Origin of the sequence: Paraburkholderia sp. UYCP14C (assembly GCF_004197395.1) — a bacterium.
In the GTDB taxonomy this organism is placed as follows: domain Bacteria; phylum Pseudomonadota; class Gammaproteobacteria; order Burkholderiales; family Burkholderiaceae; genus Paraburkholderia.
On record NZ_SELS01000036.1, the window covers coordinates 19,713 to 36,591 of the forward strand.

Annotated in this window: 13 protein-coding genes and 3 pseudogenes; 9 read left to right on the forward strand and 7 right to left on the reverse strand. The window is 61.4% G+C overall.

From position 1 onward, the window contains the following. Nucleotides 1–457 precede the first annotated feature (457 nt). Nucleotides 458–625 carry a hypothetical protein gene (locus EVC45_RS45770; protein ID WP_168991547.1) on the reverse strand — a complete coding sequence of 56 codons (168 nt, stop codon included), beginning with the start codon at nucleotides 623–625 and terminating at the stop codon, nucleotides 458–460. Nucleotides 626–1,063: 438 nt separating this feature from the next. Here EVC45_RS45770 and EVC45_RS27615 point away from each other — a divergent pair, with 438 nt between their 5' ends. After that, nucleotides 1,064–1,309, forward strand: a complete 246-nt coding sequence (locus EVC45_RS27615) for a hypothetical protein (protein ID WP_248295278.1) — start codon at nucleotides 1,064–1,066, stop codon at nucleotides 1,307–1,309. 368 nt (nucleotides 1,310–1,677) lie between these two features. Here EVC45_RS27615 and EVC45_RS27620 read toward each other — a convergent pair whose 3' ends face one another. Next, nucleotides 1,678–2,115: a response regulator gene (locus tag EVC45_RS27620; RefSeq protein ID WP_129961380.1), complete on the reverse strand. Its 438-nt coding sequence runs from the start codon at nucleotides 2,113–2,115 to the stop codon at nucleotides 1,678–1,680. A 366-nt stretch (nucleotides 2,116–2,481) separates the two neighbouring features. On the opposite strand from EVC45_RS27620, the pseudogene EVC45_RS27625 reads away from it, so the two are divergent. Then, nucleotides 2,482–3,044, forward strand: a pseudogene (locus EVC45_RS27625) (PRC-barrel domain-containing protein). A 536-nt stretch (nucleotides 3,045–3,580) separates the two neighbouring features. Here EVC45_RS27625 and EVC45_RS27630 read toward each other — a convergent pair. Beyond that, nucleotides 3,581–3,818 (reverse strand): annotated as a pseudogene (locus EVC45_RS27630) (HAMP domain-containing protein); the annotation flags it as partial. Between the two features lie 1,063 nt (nucleotides 3,819–4,881). Between EVC45_RS27630 and EVC45_RS27640 the strand changes: the two are divergent. Both EVC45_RS27640 and EVC45_RS27645 read left to right on the forward strand, forming a co-directional pair. After that, nucleotides 4,882–5,361 carry a hypothetical protein gene (locus EVC45_RS27640; protein ID WP_129961381.1) on the forward strand — a complete coding sequence of 160 codons (480 nt, stop codon included), beginning with the start codon at nucleotides 4,882–4,884 and terminating at the stop codon, nucleotides 5,359–5,361. 852 nt (nucleotides 5,362–6,213) lie between these two features. Further along, nucleotides 6,214–6,678: a PRC-barrel domain-containing protein gene (locus tag EVC45_RS27645; RefSeq protein ID WP_129961382.1), complete on the forward strand. Its 465-nt coding sequence runs from the start codon at nucleotides 6,214–6,216 to the stop codon at nucleotides 6,676–6,678. Nucleotides 6,679–6,826: 148 nt separating this feature from the next. Here the strand turns inward: EVC45_RS27645 and EVC45_RS46950 are convergent. The 4 genes and pseudogenes from EVC45_RS46950 to EVC45_RS27670 form a co-directional block, all read right to left on the reverse strand. Continuing rightward, nucleotides 6,827–6,987: pseudogene (locus tag EVC45_RS46950) on the reverse strand (glutathione-dependent formaldehyde dehydrogenase); the annotation flags it as partial. A gap of 546 nt (nucleotides 6,988–7,533) precedes the next feature. Then, nucleotides 7,534–8,271, reverse strand: a complete 738-nt coding sequence (locus EVC45_RS27660) for an ABC transporter ATP-binding protein (protein WP_129961383.1) — start codon at nucleotides 8,269–8,271, stop codon at nucleotides 7,534–7,536. Between the two features lie 36 nt (nucleotides 8,272–8,307). Then, a complete protein-coding gene (locus tag EVC45_RS27665) occupies nucleotides 8,308–9,327 on the reverse strand; it encodes an ABC transporter substrate-binding protein (protein ID WP_129961384.1) in 1,020 nt (339 codons plus the stop codon). A gap of 24 nt (nucleotides 9,328–9,351) precedes the next feature. Then, nucleotides 9,352–10,176, reverse strand: coding sequence for an ABC transporter permease (locus tag EVC45_RS27670; protein WP_248295279.1), 825 nt, complete (start codon nucleotides 10,174–10,176; stop codon nucleotides 9,352–9,354). A gap of 651 nt (nucleotides 10,177–10,827) precedes the next feature. On the opposite strand from EVC45_RS27670, the gene EVC45_RS27675 reads away from it, so the two are divergent. The 5 genes from EVC45_RS27675 to EVC45_RS27695 all read left to right on the forward strand — a co-directional run bounded on the left by EVC45_RS27675 (nucleotide 10,828) and on the right by EVC45_RS27695 (nucleotide 16,871). After that, nucleotides 10,828–12,378 carry a PLP-dependent aminotransferase family protein gene (locus tag EVC45_RS27675; RefSeq protein WP_129961386.1) on the forward strand — a complete coding sequence of 517 codons (1,551 nt, stop codon included), beginning with the start codon at nucleotides 10,828–10,830 and terminating at the stop codon, nucleotides 12,376–12,378. Nucleotides 12,379–12,529: 151 nt separating this feature from the next. After that, nucleotides 12,530–12,934: a nuclear transport factor 2 family protein gene (locus EVC45_RS27680; RefSeq protein WP_129961387.1), complete on the forward strand. Its 405-nt coding sequence runs from the start codon at nucleotides 12,530–12,532 to the stop codon at nucleotides 12,932–12,934. Between the two features lie 159 nt (nucleotides 12,935–13,093). After that, on the forward strand, nucleotides 13,094–14,905 hold the full coding sequence (gene xsc / locus EVC45_RS27685; protein ID WP_211193486.1) for a sulfoacetaldehyde acetyltransferase: 1,812 nt from the start codon (nucleotides 13,094–13,096) through the stop codon (nucleotides 14,903–14,905). Nucleotides 14,906–15,072: 167 nt separating this feature from the next. Beyond that, a complete protein-coding gene (gene pta, locus EVC45_RS27690; RefSeq protein WP_129961388.1) occupies nucleotides 15,073–16,113 on the forward strand; it encodes a phosphate acetyltransferase in 1,041 nt (346 codons plus the stop codon). Then, the gene (locus EVC45_RS27695; protein ID WP_129961389.1) at nucleotides 16,110–16,871 is read left to right on the forward strand and encodes a sulfite exporter TauE/SafE family protein; all 762 of its coding nucleotides are present in this window, start codon (nucleotides 16,110–16,112) and stop codon (nucleotides 16,869–16,871) included. The genes pta and EVC45_RS27695 overlap by 4 nt, the downstream gene beginning before the upstream one ends. Nucleotides 16,872–16,879 lie beyond the last annotated feature (8 nt).

The window sequence follows — 16,879 nt, forward strand, 5'->3', positions numbered from 1 at the left end:
TCATGCGCTCCATTCTTCTCTACCTGCTCGGCGTACCGATTCCGATCATCATCCTCATTGCGTTGTTCTGGCATTGAGTGCGCGGTATCGGGGGCACGAGGCGCGCCACTGTTCGCTTGCGGGCGGGCTTTCCGGCTCGTCCGCATCAGACTTGTGCACAGCCCCGCGAAGAAACCTGAAGGGATTCCAGTGTTTCGGATCAGTGGTCGTCGTTTCCTCCTCAATAAACTGGAACGTGGGAGAACCGGATTCCGTTATATGCTGGCCGAAAGACTGGGCGCCGTTCCGCCAGTTCAGTGATGCTCGCCGGGGTTGCGTCTCCAGACGTGCCGGCGCACGTGTCCAGCGCCGCTCAGACTTTCAAGCGGCTCCCAGGTTCCTCTCCCTGGTTCCTTCCAGTGAGACACCCGCCGTCAGGCACGCCATTCATGCCGCCTTCGACCACTGCATCACTCACTCATCGTCCTCGGGGGGCGAACTCGCCGGGCTCGAGATCGCGTATCTCGAGCATTTCGCGATCCACGATCGTTTCCGATCCGGGCTCAATAGTTTCACCGGATACCGGGTCGCCGTCCACGACGATCCGCATGGGAGTATCGCACTCATTGGTCAGTCTTACTTTCATCGCTGAATCTCCTGCATGGCTATTAGGTACTGTTGAAGGTATTCGGCAGAAAGTCGCGGCCAGTGGTGGTGAGATGCAATATGCCTCCTCGGCGAACCGCTGCAGTCCCGCTACCCGCCTGTGAAGGTCTGCCGTCGAGCACGAGCTGATGCAAACTTGGAGTGGGAATGAGCCTTCCGGATGCTATGCGGCGCATCAATCCACACGCGCTGTTCGTTGCAGCCGCAAAGCCGTCTTTCTCCTTCAAGTCGACAACCGCCGACCTCCATCAAGACTTCTTGCCCGGCTGAAGCGCCCGCTCTGCAAGTGCCCCTGCGCGAACACTCGCCGCTTCTCTTGCCGGTCCGATAAAGCTCGCAGTAGCGATAAGGCCTGTGGGGCGCCTCAGGGTGGCCAGGAATGTGACGGATCCCTGGGTTCGGTTATGATGTAAGTCCGATGACCTTGACTATCCGCGGGAATAACGTGAAGCCGATCATATTGCGAGTGCCGCGCGATGAATCAGACGATCTGCTAGACGATTTGACTGCCTGGGCGAGCACCAGCGGCATCGACCCCGGGCTTTCCACGTTCCTTGAGCCAGGCGCTGCGTCGAACACGAGTTCACCCGTCCTCTATCAGGTCTATGTGAGCGAAAGCTTCTTCGAGCAGTTCCCGGAGTGGCGAATGTTCATCGAGCAGTAGTGCACCGCCCCGCAAACCAAGCCATTCATTCCATGCCGTTGGAGCTGTACCCTGGCACCCGAGGGGGCAGAAAGGCCGCGTCAACAAAGATCCCGCCTTTGGTACAACGGCGCACTCGTTCTACTGCCGACCCTTGCAATGGGCCGTGATTTTCCGCGTGGCACGAGCGGCCGGCCATGAATCGGCCGCTGCACCGCTTGCTAACCTTCTAGCTTGCTGCCTCCGCGGTATCCTGGCCGCAGGAGAGTGGAGGCAAATAGCGGGCCACCGCCGACGCCCGAGATGCGCTATGCCATCGTGGGACCCGTGGTGCTACTCGCTCGGCTCTGCAATATCGAGGAGATTGGCGACGCATTATTCCGCTGCCTTCAAGGCCAGCAGCGCGGATCGATCGCACGCCAGCGAGACGGTAGGCCTTCCTTGCAACTGCGCATCGTCTGTTGAACAGACAGGCGACGGGCAATAAAGTGATTGACGGTCGACAGAAGATGTTCGATCGGCGCGGGTTTTCGAAGGAATGCAGAACAATAAAGAGACGCCGACTGCGGCTTATCCATCGCTGAAAGAAGGATGATGGGAATGTCGGAAAGCATCGGTTGACACCTGAGGCGGCGGCATAATTCGGTGCCGTCCATCTCCGGCATCTGCCAGTCCGTGATAACAAGCTGAGGGTTGCAGTGTCTCGCTTTTTGGAGCGCGTCGCGACCATTTTCTGCGAGTACGACATGATGACCAACGCTCTCCAAGGCGAGTTGGAGGGCCCATGGGTTATCGAAGTCATCATCGACGAGCAAGACGGTAGACATGGTTGCGAGGCCCTTCTTTCGTTTGCCGAAGTTTCGCAACCATCATGCCCGCCACAGGTTCGCCGCAGTGGGTCCCCGAGACGATATATCGCTTCAGTCGCGCACGGTAATGACCGTCGAAACATGTCTGAAGGTTCCATCCAGCCTTCGCCTGGAAAACTCGATCGTGCCTCCACCGCCACCTCTCTGCGCACCCTACTAATGGGCGCAGGCACGGACTGCGACGGTGGGGTCTTTTTCGCAGTTCTGAGACCAGCACAGAATCGTCCGTGCTGGCGCTATTGACAGTTGAAGTGAGTGGCAACCGCATCCTGGGCATGTTCGTTGCAGCGACGAGGGTTCTCACTCGAGATTCTCGAGGGCGTCATGAGCACACTAGACCCACAAAGCGTCCCCTCTGGCGGTGCGCAAATCGTCGGCGGCAGAATAGGTGATGGGCCGGGCCCAGATGTCATGGCGGCATCAACATTGGAGGATACAAAAGTGGTGTCGTCCGACAATGAACACGTCGGCAAGATCTCGCACATCATGCTGGATGTGCGGAGTGGGACGCATTGCCTACGCTGTACTGTCGGAAGGCGGCTTCCTCGGAATGGGCACCAATCTGCATGCCATTCCATGGACCGCGTTGACACTTGATACCGCCGAAACATGCTTCCGTGTCAGCACCCCCGCACAGCGAATCAAGGACGACCCGGGGTTCGACAAGGGACCACTGGCCCTCGATGGCAGACGCTGCGTGGGCCACAACGGTTCACGAGCGCTACAACCGTGCCCCTACTGTCCATCTCGCGGGATTTAGGCGCACCGAGCCAGTCCGAACTTTAGCCTGGGTTGCCGTGCCTGCAGCCGCCTTCAGGCACGGTAAGCACGACGTATTGGCCCTACCTCTGCGATTTAGGGTCTCTGTGCTGCGTGTCGGTCCGTAACACCCCTGCCGTTTGTCGTGCTTGAGGATGCAGCGTACGGCGGTCCGCGTCGTAGTAACCAGGACTGATGCGTAAGTCGGCGTCAACGTCAGGATCCGCACCCCGGCCACTGACCAAGTGACGCTGGAGTATGTTCGGGCCACACCGCCCACGCCTGAACGAGCCAGGCGCAACTGCAGCGACGTTGGGCCGGGAGTTGGCCTGTGCATCGCAAGCGAGATCGTATGGCACATGACGCGGTTATCGACGCTGAGTCCCCACAGCTCGCTGAAACCCGGCTCTCGATTCGTCGGCCACACAGTAATCGCATTCTACGATCAAGACGCGGATACCGTTCAGAGAGTGTGCAGACATCAAGGATCCTGCGGCATCGTCGAGACAATGCGATCGTGCAGCGCACGCCTTTGGGTGTAGTAACATAGGTCATCTCCAAGGGCATCGTGCGTCCGATTAACTCGCACTCATAGCCTGCGCGGTCCGGCTTTTCCGTGGCGGACCGATTCCAGCTCCGGAGCGCCTCAACGCCAGGGGTGGGTTTCGCTACCCACCTCCCGCGCGACCCGCGTCACTTCCGATGCGAACGAGCGCAACTGGTCGACCACCGTACTGATCGTGTTCTTGAGTTCAAGAATCTCGCCTTTCACGTCCACCCGTGATTTTCTTCGACAGATCGCCCGCCGCCACGGCCTTGGTTACGTCGGCGATATTGCGCACCTGGCTGGTCAGATTGCCGGCCATGAAGTTGACGTTGTCGGTCAAATCTTTCCAGGTAGTGACGATTGGCGCGATGGAGAAACTGATCGCGTGGCTGCCACTTCTCGGTCGATCGTGGCTATGGCGCAGTTCATGCGGCGCAGCGCCGCTCAATCACGACCAATACTTCGTCGCCCTGCTTCGGCCGTGTCGCTGTCTCCGTGGGCCAAACACCCAAGCCAATCGCCGGAATGCGTCGACAAACACTAGTGGCCCTCCTCTCGAACCTCGTCAGATTTTGTACACCGTCGGGATACCAGCCCAGATATCGGGGGGGACGCGCGAGTGCGCCGAACCGCGGCACAGGTCGTGCTTCCCCGTTAGGAAGTAGAAGAGGGGATGGGCCACCAAATGGCAGAGTATTTGATCGCAGTCTTCCGCTCATATCGCGATGCTTCCGACGCACGCGACGCTCTCGCTGAGTCGGACTTATGTGACTTGGAGGTGCTCCTCTTCCCCCTTGCGTCTTCCCCGGGTTCCGCCAAATCGGTGATTCCGTCGCACGAAATGGATCATGCGGAATACGCGGCTCACGGGGAACGGGGATTACTGGCCGTCAACCACTTCATCGCGCCGCAAGCCGACTGTTTCGTTCCGAGCGTCGGTGAGGTCAGTAGAGCAGGCCACACACTGCTGGTCGCAACAGATCCTCCGGCCGCGCTCCTCGGGCGGATTTGCGCGAGGCTACGCGATTGCGGGGCCTTCGCGGTGCGGCCGCCAGGATCGCGCTGGCGGTTTTGCACCTCGCGGTGAAACTATTGCCACGACTGGCCGCCGCGCGCAGCAATCGTCCTCTTGCAGGCGCAATGCAATGACAGGGTCGCCGGGAACAACGGCGTGATGCGCCCAGTAGAGAGCTACGCTTGTTCAAGCGATCTCCTCGGTTGCGGCACACGTTTCTGCCAGGCATGGCGGTTGCGCACTGGATCATACCTTGAAAAAAATGGGAGGACACCTGGAAAGGCACGGCTGCGTTGCAGCTACCGCCGCCCCCGTACCTTTTGTTGCGAAAGCATTACTTTTCACCGATTAAAAATTAAATCGACTAGCACTGGACAAGTGTCTTTCCCTGGGAGGAAGAATCATGAAGAAGATTGTCGCGGCTCTTGCATCGGTCCTGCTCGTTTCCGCGGCGCTCGCTCAAACCGCGACGCCATCCGAAGCCGGCAAGGCACAATTGAAGGCAAATAGCGAGAAAAGTGAGGCGCAGGCCACCGCCAACAAGAAGAAGGCGGAAGCCCAGAGCGACGCCGACAAGGCTCAGGCGTCGGCGAACGAAGACAAGGCTTCTGCTCAGGCGGATGCTGACAAAAAAGCAGCGAAGATGGACAAGGCTACGTCGCCGAAGGAAGCGTCGGAGGCTCGTGCAGACGCAACGCGAGCACAAGCCAACGCCGACAGGAAGAAGCGCGACGCCCAAGCCAAAGCCGACAAGAAAAGGCACGACGCCACCAAGGACGCGAACGTCGCTCAGGCGAAGGCAGACAAGGATAAGGTCGAGGCGCAAAACGATGCCAACAAGAAAGCAGCTGATGAAAAGATTGACGCTGCCAAAAAACAATAACTCGGAGGTGGCTCCATCTGTACTTAGCGGGAGCGGCTAAGAGCGCAGGTAAGCGTAAATCACGCTCGGGGTGAGCGCGGGTTCACCCCGATTGATTCGCTTATCGTGCGACCGAACTCTCTGCCGCAACGATCATGAGCCTGTAGCAACGACGTACGTCCGAGCATTCAACGCCACGAACACGACGACAACACGACTGCAAGTAACGTCAGTGTCCCGTAACCCGTTCCCACCCATGTCGCACTGCAGCCTTGAAACGTTCCCACCCACTCTCTGGATAACGCGCCTCCCAATCATCACGCGCACTGGACTCGATTGATACTCACGTGGCCTTTTCTGCGCGAATTCCTCAGCAAATGCGCAGACGGTCAGGTTACGTTGGGTATGGCTCCTGAAGCGCCGGCCAGTCCCGTCCCCGGGGGTATCGACACACAGGCTTCGCCTCAATGTGACTACTGCGGATCAGGTTCGTCCTCGTCGACTTTCTCACCGTCCTCTGATTCAATGCGGGTGGGTCCCCGGGTCGCGGGCGGGTCACTGGCCGGGAATGTGTCTTCAACCGCCCTGTCGACATCCTGCTCGGACCTGTCACTTGCGGGGTTCTGCTTCGGATTGGTAGCCATGTGAGTCTCTGGTGGGTGGAAAATTGATATCAGCAAGGGATGCTCCGCGAGCCGGGGTGCGCGCAGGTTTCCGGTGAGACTGCTCCGAGCACGGGCGCCCGACGCCGGCGTGCGTTTCGACGCCATTCCGGTCTTCCAGGGCTTGCTCGGATCCCAACGCCGGGTGCTGTCCCCGTGGGCATATTCGTTGCGCCGATGCAGTTTTCCACCTCACCATCGGGAGAACATCATGAGCGCATTGGACCCACAAGGGACCGGATCTGGCAGCGGCGCGCAGATTGTCGGAAATGGTACGGGCGACGGACCCGGTCCCGACGTCATGGCCGCATCGACACTTAAAGGGACAACCGTCGTTTCGTCAGATGGTGCGGACGTCGGCAATATTTCCGACATCATGCTTGACGTACGCAGCGGCAGGATTGCATACGCGGTGCTTTCCGAGGGTGGATTTCTGGGGATGGGTGCAAGCCTGCACGCGATTCCGTGGAATGCATTGACGCTCGATACCGACGCGGAATGCTTTCACGTCAGCATCGCCGTGCAGCGAATCAAGGACGACCCGGGTTTTGACAAGGACCATTGGCCCTCGATGGCGGATGCCTCGTGGGGTGCGACGGTCCATCAATATTACAACCGTGATCCGTACTGGTCAGTATTACGCGATCTAGACGAACCACGACAGTCCGACGTTTAACCCATCAGCGCACCGTGCCTGGGACGCAACCAGGCACGGTATATACGTCTTCTTGTTCGCGACTCTATTCGTAGGGCTAAATTGCATTTCCCATATTCGGCCCGCGGAATGTCAGCCCCTTGTTCATTGCGGCGCCGAAAGGGAGTTATGGATCAGACACGCCCGGAATCGACAGCACGACCGCCGACGGGCACACATAGATCATTTCGCGCAACACCTACGGGTTCCGTCGCTCATCAAAGCCTGCTTCGCGCGGTCGTACAGCGAATCGAACGACCGCGTCGCATGCGATTCGATGCCGACAGCGTCGAATCGCGGCCTGGCCATCGAATCGAATGCTCATCTTCTCTATCTCCACCGTTAGCTTTTGGAATCAGTACGTCATGTCCTGGGCCGTCGCGACACCGGGCGGCGTACCATGCAAACGCACGGCGACACCAGCCCTGCGACAACGACCCACACGGCAAGTAGGCCAGATCCGAAGCGCAAATGTAGCTACCCCGCGTAAGGTAGGGCGATTGTGAGCGGGAAACGTCGCCGGTATCTTGACTGCGTCGAGCGCCGCGAAGTTCGGATACCCCGATTTACCCGGACAAAATCGAGCCATCGAGCGATGGCTGCGCGAATGGCGCCAACACGAATGAATATTCTGGAGACAACCATGCAGATGCTCACTCGCCATCAGCAGGAGAAGACCTGCTCACCATCGATTCCAGCAAGGAACCCTGGGTCAAGGATTTTCCGCATCCGGGCTCGGATGTCTGCGCTCGGCCATACAGCCGAACGCTCGGCCTCGGTTGCCGTCGTACTGTCTGCGCGATCTTTATCGATTGCATTCGATCTTCCGGTAGAAGATCAATGCGCGAGAATCTCCATCGCACTTTTTTTCAATTCCAGGAAGCGCGGTTCGAAAGCGACCTGCGGGGTACGGGGCCTTTCCAGTTCGATAGGTACGTCGAGTGCAACCCGTCCCGGTCGCGCTGAAAGCACAACAAGGCGCGTACCGAGAAAGATCGCTTCGTCGATGTCATGAGTGATGAAGACGACCGTGCAGTGGAGTTGCTCCCACAGCGCGGTCAAAAACGTCTGCATGGAACTACGCGTTTGCGCATCCAGTGCGCCGAAAGGCTCGTCCATCAGCAGCACCTTCGGCTTCATCACGAGCGCCCGGGCGATCGCCACGCGCTGTTGCATGCCTCCCGAAAGCTCATAGGGCTTGTGCCGGGCGAAAGACTCCAGACCGATGATCCGGAGAATGTCCGCCGAATCCTTGTGCCGTTGTGCCTTCGGCACCGAATGCAGTGACTGCCCGAACTCGATGTTTTCTTCCACGCTGAGCCACGGAAACAATCCGGCCTGCTGGAACACCACGACACGATCGGCCCCGGGCTGGTCTTTAATCTCGCCATCGATATAAATATTGCCGCGCGTGGGCGAGGTCAGACCGGCGAGCAAATGCAGCAAGGTCGTCTTTCCGCAGCCCGAGGCACCGAGCACAGTGATGAATTCTCCGCCCCGGAACTGCAGGTTGATGTTCTCGAGTGCCGATGTGGCGCCGAATGTCTTGTACAGTGAATCGATGACGATGTTCAAGTTCGTCTCCTGCGTGACAGTCAGACAGTCAATGGTTCAATGCGCCAAATGTTTCGAGTACTGTGGCGCGACGTTGTTGTCGAAACTCGCTGGCACACTCGGAATGCGGCCTATCGAGTTGAGCACCTTGGCCGTGTTCACCAGAGTCAGGTACGTGGCGGACGTTTTGACGCCGGCGTCGAGGCCCATTACTTTCGGCGTGGACTGGTCCGCGCCCGAAAACAGCTCATAACCGGCGAGTTCGCTCGTCGCGACGGGCACCGTCACCCCGGTTGCTTTCGCCATCTCGGCAAGCGCCTTGTCGCGCTCCTTCATCGTCACCTGATAGCCCTGGTCGAGCGCGGAGACAAAACCGCGGACCAGGTCCGGATGCGCCTTCGCCCACTCGGAGTTGGCAATACAGACGTTGTAGCTCGAAGCTTCGCGCGGCAAATCGCCGTCCGTCTTGATCGCGTTGCCGCCAGCCGCGCGTAGAGCGCTGAATACCGGATCCCAGACGATTGCCGCGTCGATCGCACCGGTCACCCAGGAAGTGCGCATCTGCGGGGGCGCCATATTAATCTGCGTGACAGAGTCATATGGCACATGCGCGGCCGCCAGGAAGGTCGCCAGTTCGAACGAGGCCTGCGAGCCGGCAACGATGGCGATCTTCTTGCCCTTCAGGCCCGCGACGTCGTGGATGCCGCTATCCGGCTTGACCACGATTCCGGCCGCATTGGTATATCGCTCCTGGTTGTACACGATGGTCATCGGCAGGCCCTGTGCAATCGCGGTGACGAGCGGTGGAACGCCAAGGCCGCACATGAACGTGAGACTGTTCGATGCCAATGCACTCATTGCCGCCGGCCCCGAACTGAAGAGCTTGTACTGGACATCGGCGTTCATCTGCTTTTCGAACATATGCTCGGCCATCGACACCATGTACGGATCGGCGCCGTTATCCTCGTAGCCGATGATCACCTCGGGCTTGCTCTGCGAATAAACCGCGCCGGGAATCAGACAGCTACCGGCAAGCACCGCTGCGCTCACGCCATAGACCCATTGCATCTTTTTCATTTTTCGTCTCCTCGGATCACCCGATTAGTTATGTCCGCGCCAGGGAACGACCAAATTTTCGATCTTGCGAATCACGAGCTCCATTCCATACCCGATCAAGCCGATGATCACGATGCCGACGATCACGATGGCAACCTGCAAGGCCTGTCCGGCGAACTGCACGAGCCAGCCGAGCCCGCTGCTCGCCGCGATCAGTTCCGCGGCAACGAGACACGTCCACGCCACGCCGATACCCACGCGCATTGCGGTGAAGATCTCCGGCATCGCCGAGGGCAGCACGACCTTGCGAAAGATTTGCGCGTTGGTCGCGCCGAGCGTGCGAGCAACTTCGATGCGCAGCGGCGGCGTGCTTTTCACGCCCGACATCGTGCCGATGATGATGACGGGAATCGTGCCGACCAGAATCAGAATGGCCTTGGGCAATTCGCCGATACCGAACCACACCACCAGCAGCGGAATGTAAGCGAGCGGCGGAACCGGGCGGACGAACTGAAGCAGCGGATCGATGATGTCGAACACGATCTTGTTACGTGACATCAGCAGCCCGATAGGTACGCCGATCGCAATCGCGCCCACAAAACCAATGACGATGCGAAAGCAACTGATCAGGATGTCGCTGACAAGCGACTGGCCGCCGTATCCGTTATGGACGATTTCGACGAAGGCCTGCCACACCGCCACCGGCGAGGGCAACGCGAACGCTGGAAAGACGCCCGCCATCGATACCGCCTGCCAAAGCGCGACGCATATTACGAGCACGGCAGTGGTCAACCAGTAGGAATTCAATTTCCCGTGGCCGCGGCGGATCTTGATCACTGGCTCGATCGCCGGGTCCGCGGAATGCTTCATCGTCTTTAGTCTGGGTAAGGCTCTCACCGCCGTCTCCTCAAGTTGAAAAACAATGCGCACGCCAGCGAACGCCCGTCGTCGCCCCATTCGCGCCCGCACTGCACGCGTGGCGCAAGGATGACGGCAATCCACTACCTTTGGGCAGTGCGAAGTTTCGCGTCCGGTTCTGGAACCATGTCAAATCAAGTATAGTCAGCGGCTACCTGGGGGAATTTTTGGATTCTTTTTGTTCGCACTCGCAAACTCGCCCGTTGAGTCAAGGATTCTCAATCAATAAGTCGGCGGGTAGTACCAGGCGGGAAGTTCCTATGGGGCCAGTGCCGGATGCGCGTTGCCTGCCGGTTTCCCTTGGCGGCACAGGCACCCCTCGATCAGATTTCCTCCGATTATTTGAATCGCGCGCGCTCGAAGCCCCAATGCCCACCCAGCGGTGGGACAGCGGCGCAGCAAGGCCCTGGCGAGCGCGCGCATGCCGAATTTCTTCCCACAAGTGCAGTGCTGACTGTCTCGTGGCGAACCGTTGCTCCGAAATACACCTAATCGACTCGGACGGCCGGTGTTGAATATCGTGTGTCGATTGACTGGCCGATCTAGCCGATACCCGGCCGCTCGAATGTCCTCTCACCGCCGCGATCAATCACAGGAGCAAGCATGCCGACCCGTACCCCGTCCGCCCTTTGGGCACAGCAATTCCGACGGCCATCGGAGTCGAAGACAAGTCTGCAGCATCAGATCCGCGAGATGCTGGTTGCCTCCATCCTCGACGGGCAGTTGCCCCCGGACTCCGCCTTGCCTTCGAGCCGTGAACTGGCCGAGCAGCTTGGCGTGGCACGCAATACCGTCGTGCTCGCCTACCAGATGCTCGTCGAGGAAGGCTATCTGGTCTCGCGCGAGCGCAGCGGCCACTTCGTCAACCCCGCGATGCTGGAGGGCCTGCACGGCGTAACCGTGCAACAGCGCGTTCAACAGCGCGTGCAGCAGCCCGACGTCGTCGAGCCCCATGGCGCTCAGTCGGCGGCCGCGCCCGCATGGAATCTGCGCATCGTGCGCCCGCCCTCTGCGCAGCGCAACATCGTCAAGCCCGCCAATTGGCAGAACTACCCTTATCCGTTCATCTACGGGCAGTTCGATCAATCGCTCTTTCCGACCAACGATTGGCGGGAGTGCTGCCTGAAGGCGCTCTCGATCATGGAGATCCGCAACTGGGCGCCCGACCTGATCGAACGCGATGACGAGTCGCTGATCCAGCAGATCCGCACGCGTGTGCTGCCGCGGCGCGGCGTGTTCGCGATGCCCGAGGAGATCATCATCACGAACGGCTGCCAGCAGGCGCTCTATCTCATCGCCGACCTGCTCTGCGGCAAAAACACGACAGTCGGCTTCGAGAATCCGGGATATCCCGATGCACGCAACATCTTCGTAAATCGCAACGCGCAGCTGCTCGAACTGCCGATCGACGACGAAGGGATCGATCCGGTAGGGCTTCGCGACTCGCTTGCACGCTGCGATTACGTGTTCGTCACACCGAGCCACCAGTGCCCGACCACGGCCACCATGCCCATCGCTCGCCGCCAGGCGCTGCTCGAACTCGCCCAGCAACACGACTTCGTCATCATCGAAGACGACTACGAGAGCGAAAACACCTTCTCCGGCACGCCGCATCCGGCCTTGAAGAGCCTCGACACGGCTGATCGCGTGATCTACGTCGGCAGCCTTTCGAAGACATTCGCCCCCGGCCTGCGTCTCGGTTACGTGGTCGGCCCGCAAGAGCTCGTGCGCGAGCTGCGCGCGCTGCGCCGCCTGATGGTCCGGCACCCTGTGGCCTATATCCAGCGCGCGTTCGCGACGTTCCTCGCGCTCGGACACCACGACGCGCTCCTGCGCAGGCTCGCGCATGCCTATAAGGAGCGCGCCGGCGCGTTGATGGCGGCGCTCGACACCCATCTGCCCGAAGTGCGTTACGTACCGATCGGCGGCGGTGCGTCGTGCTGGGTTCAAGGGCCGACGTGGCTAGACTCCGCGCGCCTTGCGGATGATGCGCGCGAGGCCGGCATTCTGATCGAGCCCGGCGGCGTCTTCTTCGCCGACGAGGCCGAACACAGCCCCTGGTTCCGTATGGGATTCTCCGCCATCAAGCTCGAGAAAATCGAACCCGGTGTGCGTGCGCTCGCCGAGGTCGTGCGCAAGCAGCGGCCCGCCTGAGTCTGTCCGGAACTGCCCGGGCGCTGGCCCAGGCGAAAGCTCCGCACTGGTGCTACCGCCTGCGACAGCCAAACCCTAACGTGTCGACATACCGTGCCGCGCGCGAGTTCTCGCGCACCGGACGACACCGTCTTTTCCACTGGAGACACGTATGGCAGACACGCTCAGCGCCCAACCCGCCGTCACGGCCGACACGCTCGCCGCCTTTTCCGACGCATTCAACAACCATGATGCCGCCGCGCTGATGGGGTTCATGACCCATGACTGCGTGTTCGACGCGGCCGGTGGCCCCGAGGTGTATGGCACCCGCTTCGTCGGGCGTGAGGCGGTGCGCGCCGCTTTCGAAGCGGTCTTTCGCAGCTTCCCTGATGCCCACTGGGGCGCCGGCCGCCATTACGTCGCCGGCGATCGTGGCGTATCCGAATGGGTGTTTACCGGCACGCATGCCGAAGGCTGGCGCATCGAAGCTGAAGGCTGTGATCTGTTCGAATTCCGCGACGGCCTGATCGCTGTGAAGCGCGCGTTCCGCAAGGAGCGCCCGAAGCAGCCCGCTTGAGCCGAATGTATCGGCGCATCCGCGCGGTAGCGTTTTGAAACGAAACGTTCCATTCCATTTCAGATTCATCCATCAAGGACGGAATCCCTTGACCCGCATTGGACGCCGAATAGCATTCAAAGCACGGCATTCCGTCAAACGACAAACCGGAGACAGTAGATGAGCGAAAAGACCCCAACCCAGACGGCCAGCGGCCCCCAGGACATGACCCCGTCCGAAGCCTTTGTCGAGACCCTCGTGGCCAACGGCGTGACTGACATGTTCGGCATCATGGGCTCCGCGTTCATGGATGCGATGGACATCTTCGCGCCCGCCGGCATTCGCCTCATTCCTGTCGTTCACGAACAGGGCGCGGCGCACATGGCCGACGGCTATTCGCGCGTATCGGGCCGCCACGGCGTCGTGATCGGTCAGAACGGTCCCGGCATCAGCAACTGCGTGACGGCCATCGCGGCGGCGTACTGGGCCCACAGTCCGGTCGTGATCGTCACGCCCGAGGCGGGCACGATGGGCATCGGCCTCGGGGGCTTCCAGGAAGCGAATCAGTTGCCGATGTTCCAGGAGTTCACGAAGTACCAGGGCCACGTGACGAACCCCGCGCGCATGGCCGAGTACACAGCGCGCTGCTTCGACCGCGCCATGTCCGAAATGGGCCCGACCCAGCTCAATATTCCGCGCGATTACTTCTACGGCAAGATCAAGGCCGAGATTCCGCAGCCGCGCCGGCTCGACCGGGGCCCCGGCGGCGACGAAAGCCTGAACGAAGCGGCGGATCTGATCGCCGCCGCGAAGTTTCCCGTCATCATCTCCGGCGGCGGCGTCGTCATGGGCGATGCGATCGAGGAGTGCAAGGCGCTCGCCGAGCGCCTCGGCGCGCCCGTCGTGAACAGCTACCTGCACAACGATTCGTTCCCGGCGAATCATCCGCTCTGGTGCGGCCCGCTCGGCTACCAGGGATCGAAGGCCGCGATGAAGCTGATCTCGCGCGCAGACGTCGTGATCGCGCTGGGCTCGCGCCTCGGACCGTTCGGCACGCTGCCGCAACATGGTATGGATTACTGGCCAAAAGACGCGAAGATCATCCAGATCGACGCCGATCACAAAATGCTCGGCCTCGTGAAGAAGATCTCGGTGGGCATTTGCGGCGACGCGAAGGCGTCCGCACAGGCGCTGACCGAGCGCCTCGCGAATCGCACCCTCGCGAGCGACGCCACGCGCGCCGAGCGCGCCGACCAGATCGCCACCGAAAAGGCCGGGTGGGAAAAAGAACTCGACTCGTGGACGCACGAGCGCGACGCCTACAGCCTCGACATGATCGAAGAGCAGAAGCACGAGCGCACGCCTACCGGCGGCGAGTATCTGCATCCGCGCCAGGTGCTGCGCGAACTCGAGAAGGCGATGCCCGAGGATGTCATGGTGTCGACCGACATCGGCAACATCAACTCCGTCGCGAACAGCTATCTGCGCTTTAACAAGCCGCGCAGCTTCTTCGCCGCGATGAGCTGGGGCAACTGCGGCTATGCGTTCCCGACCATCATGGGCGCGAAGGTGGCCGCGCCCCACCGCCCCGCGATCTCGTATGCGGGCGACGGCGCCTGGGGCATGAGCCTCATGGAAACGCTCACTTGCGTGCGCCACAACATTCCGGTGACGGCCGTCGTTTTCCATAACCGCCAGTGGGGCGCGGAGAAGAAGAACCAGGTGGACTTCTACGATCGCCGCTTCGTGGCGGGCGAGCTGGAAAGCCCGAGCTTCGCCGGCATCGCGAAGGCGATGGGCGCGCAAGGCATCGTCGTGGACAGGTTGGAGGACGTGGGCCCTGCGCTCAAGCGCGCGATCGATCTGCAGATGAACCAGGGCAAGACGACCATCGTCGAGATCATGTGCACGCGCGAACTCGGCGATCCGTTCCGCCGCGACGCGCTCTCGAAGCCCGTGCGCCTGCTCGACAAGTACAAGGACTTCGTCTGAAGAGACAGCGACAAGCCGCGCGCGCCGTAAGTTGCAGGCCGGCGCACGCGGGTTGGCGCACGCGCCGGCCGCAGGCGGGGCATCCGCTTGTGGCCGGTTTTCGTCTGGACGCGCGGTGCGGGCGTGAGTCCATCCGCGAGTCCATCTGTTTGTGAGCCCATGAGACCATGAAAGCCCTGAACCGTATCGTCGAAAGCGCACGCCTCGCGCCCATGCGCATCGTGCTGTGCGAAGCCGATGACCCACGCGTGCTCGCCGCCGCGGCGCGGGCCAACCAGGAGGGCATTGCGCGCATCATGCTCGTCGGCGACCCGAGCACCATCCGGACGGCCGCCGCGCGCGAGTCGGTCGACCTCGGCGAAATCACGCTGATTGACCCGCAAACCAGCGCATGGCGCACCGCTTTCGCCGACGAACTCGTCGCGTTGCGCGCGAGCAAGGGCATGACGCCCCCGCTTGCATGGGAGCAGGCCGCGAAACCGCTCGTCTTTGCCAACCTGATGGTGCGTCTCGGCCACGCGGACGGTTCGGTGGCGGGTGCCGTTCACACGAGCGCCGACGTCGTGCGCGCGGCCATCCAGCTGATCGGCGTGGAGCCGTCGTTCAAGCTCGTGTCGAGCTTTTTCCTGATGATGCTGTGCGAGCCGTTTCATCGCTATAAAGGCGGCCTGATCTTCTCCGACTGCGCGCTCGTGGTGGATCCCGACGCCGCGCAACTCGCCGAGATCGCCATGGCCGCCGCCGACAGCGCCCGCAGTCTCCTGATGGAAGAGCCGCGTGTCGCGATGCTGTCGTTCTCGACGAGCGGCAGCGCCCACCATGCCAACGTGGACAAAGTGATCGAAGCGACCCGGCGCGTGCACGAGCAGCGCCCCGCCCTCTGCGTGGACGGCGACGTGCAGCTCGACGCGGCGCTCGTCGCGGAGATAGCCGAGCGCAAGATCGAGCATTCACAGTGCGGCGGACACGCGAACGTGCTGGTCTTCCCGAATCTCGACGCGGGCAATATCGGCTACAAGCTCGCGGAGCGTCTTGGCGGCGCGAAGGCCATCGGCCCGCTGATGCAGGGTCTGAACCGGCCCGCTAACGATCTCTCGCGTGGCTGCAGCCCCGAGGATATCTATTTCGTGATCGCTACGACGGCGGTCCAGGCGCAGACGGCCCGCCAACGCGACGTTACTGACTCGAAGGAACCCCACGCAGCATGACGCATGAGAAGGTCCTGGTACTGATCGCCGTGATCGGCGCAGCCAGTTATTTTCAGACGATCACGGGCTTCGGCCTCGGCATGATCGTCATGGGCGCGACGAGCGGCTTCGGGCTCGCGCCTCTCGCAAGCATCGCAACCCTGCTAAGTCTCCTCACGCTCGTGAACAGCGCGACGGCGCTGCCCGGCAAGCTCCACCATATCGACTGGCGGGCAGTGGGCGCCGCGGCGCTAGGTGTGCTGCCGTCGGTCGTGGCGGGCGTCCTGGTGCTCGACTACCTGAGCGCCTCGGCCTCCGGCACGCTGCAATTGCTGCTCGGCGCCGTCGTGCTGTACGGCGGCCTGAGCGCCGCGCTGCGGCCAGCGCCGCTTGCGCAACGCTCGGGCGACCGCAGCTTTTTCGTGAGCGGCGTCTGCGGCGGCCTCCTGAGCGGCATGTTCGGCGTGTCCGGGCCGCCGCTCATCTTCCAGTTCTATCGCCAGCCGCTCAAGCTGATCGAAATTCGCTGCGCGCTGATCCTTCTCTTCACAGTCACGTCGCTCACGCGCGTGCTGTTCAGCGCCTGGGAGGGCGAACTGCCCTCCTCGAGCTGGATCGAGGCTGCGCTCGCCACCCCCGTCGTGATGCTGATGACGCTCGCGGCGCGCCACTATCCGCCGCCGCTCTCTTCCACCACGATGCGCAGGCTTGCGTTCGGCGTGCTGACGATCATTGGCGCTTCGCTGGTGCTGTGTGCGGTGAAGGGCCTGATTGATTGAGGCGATCT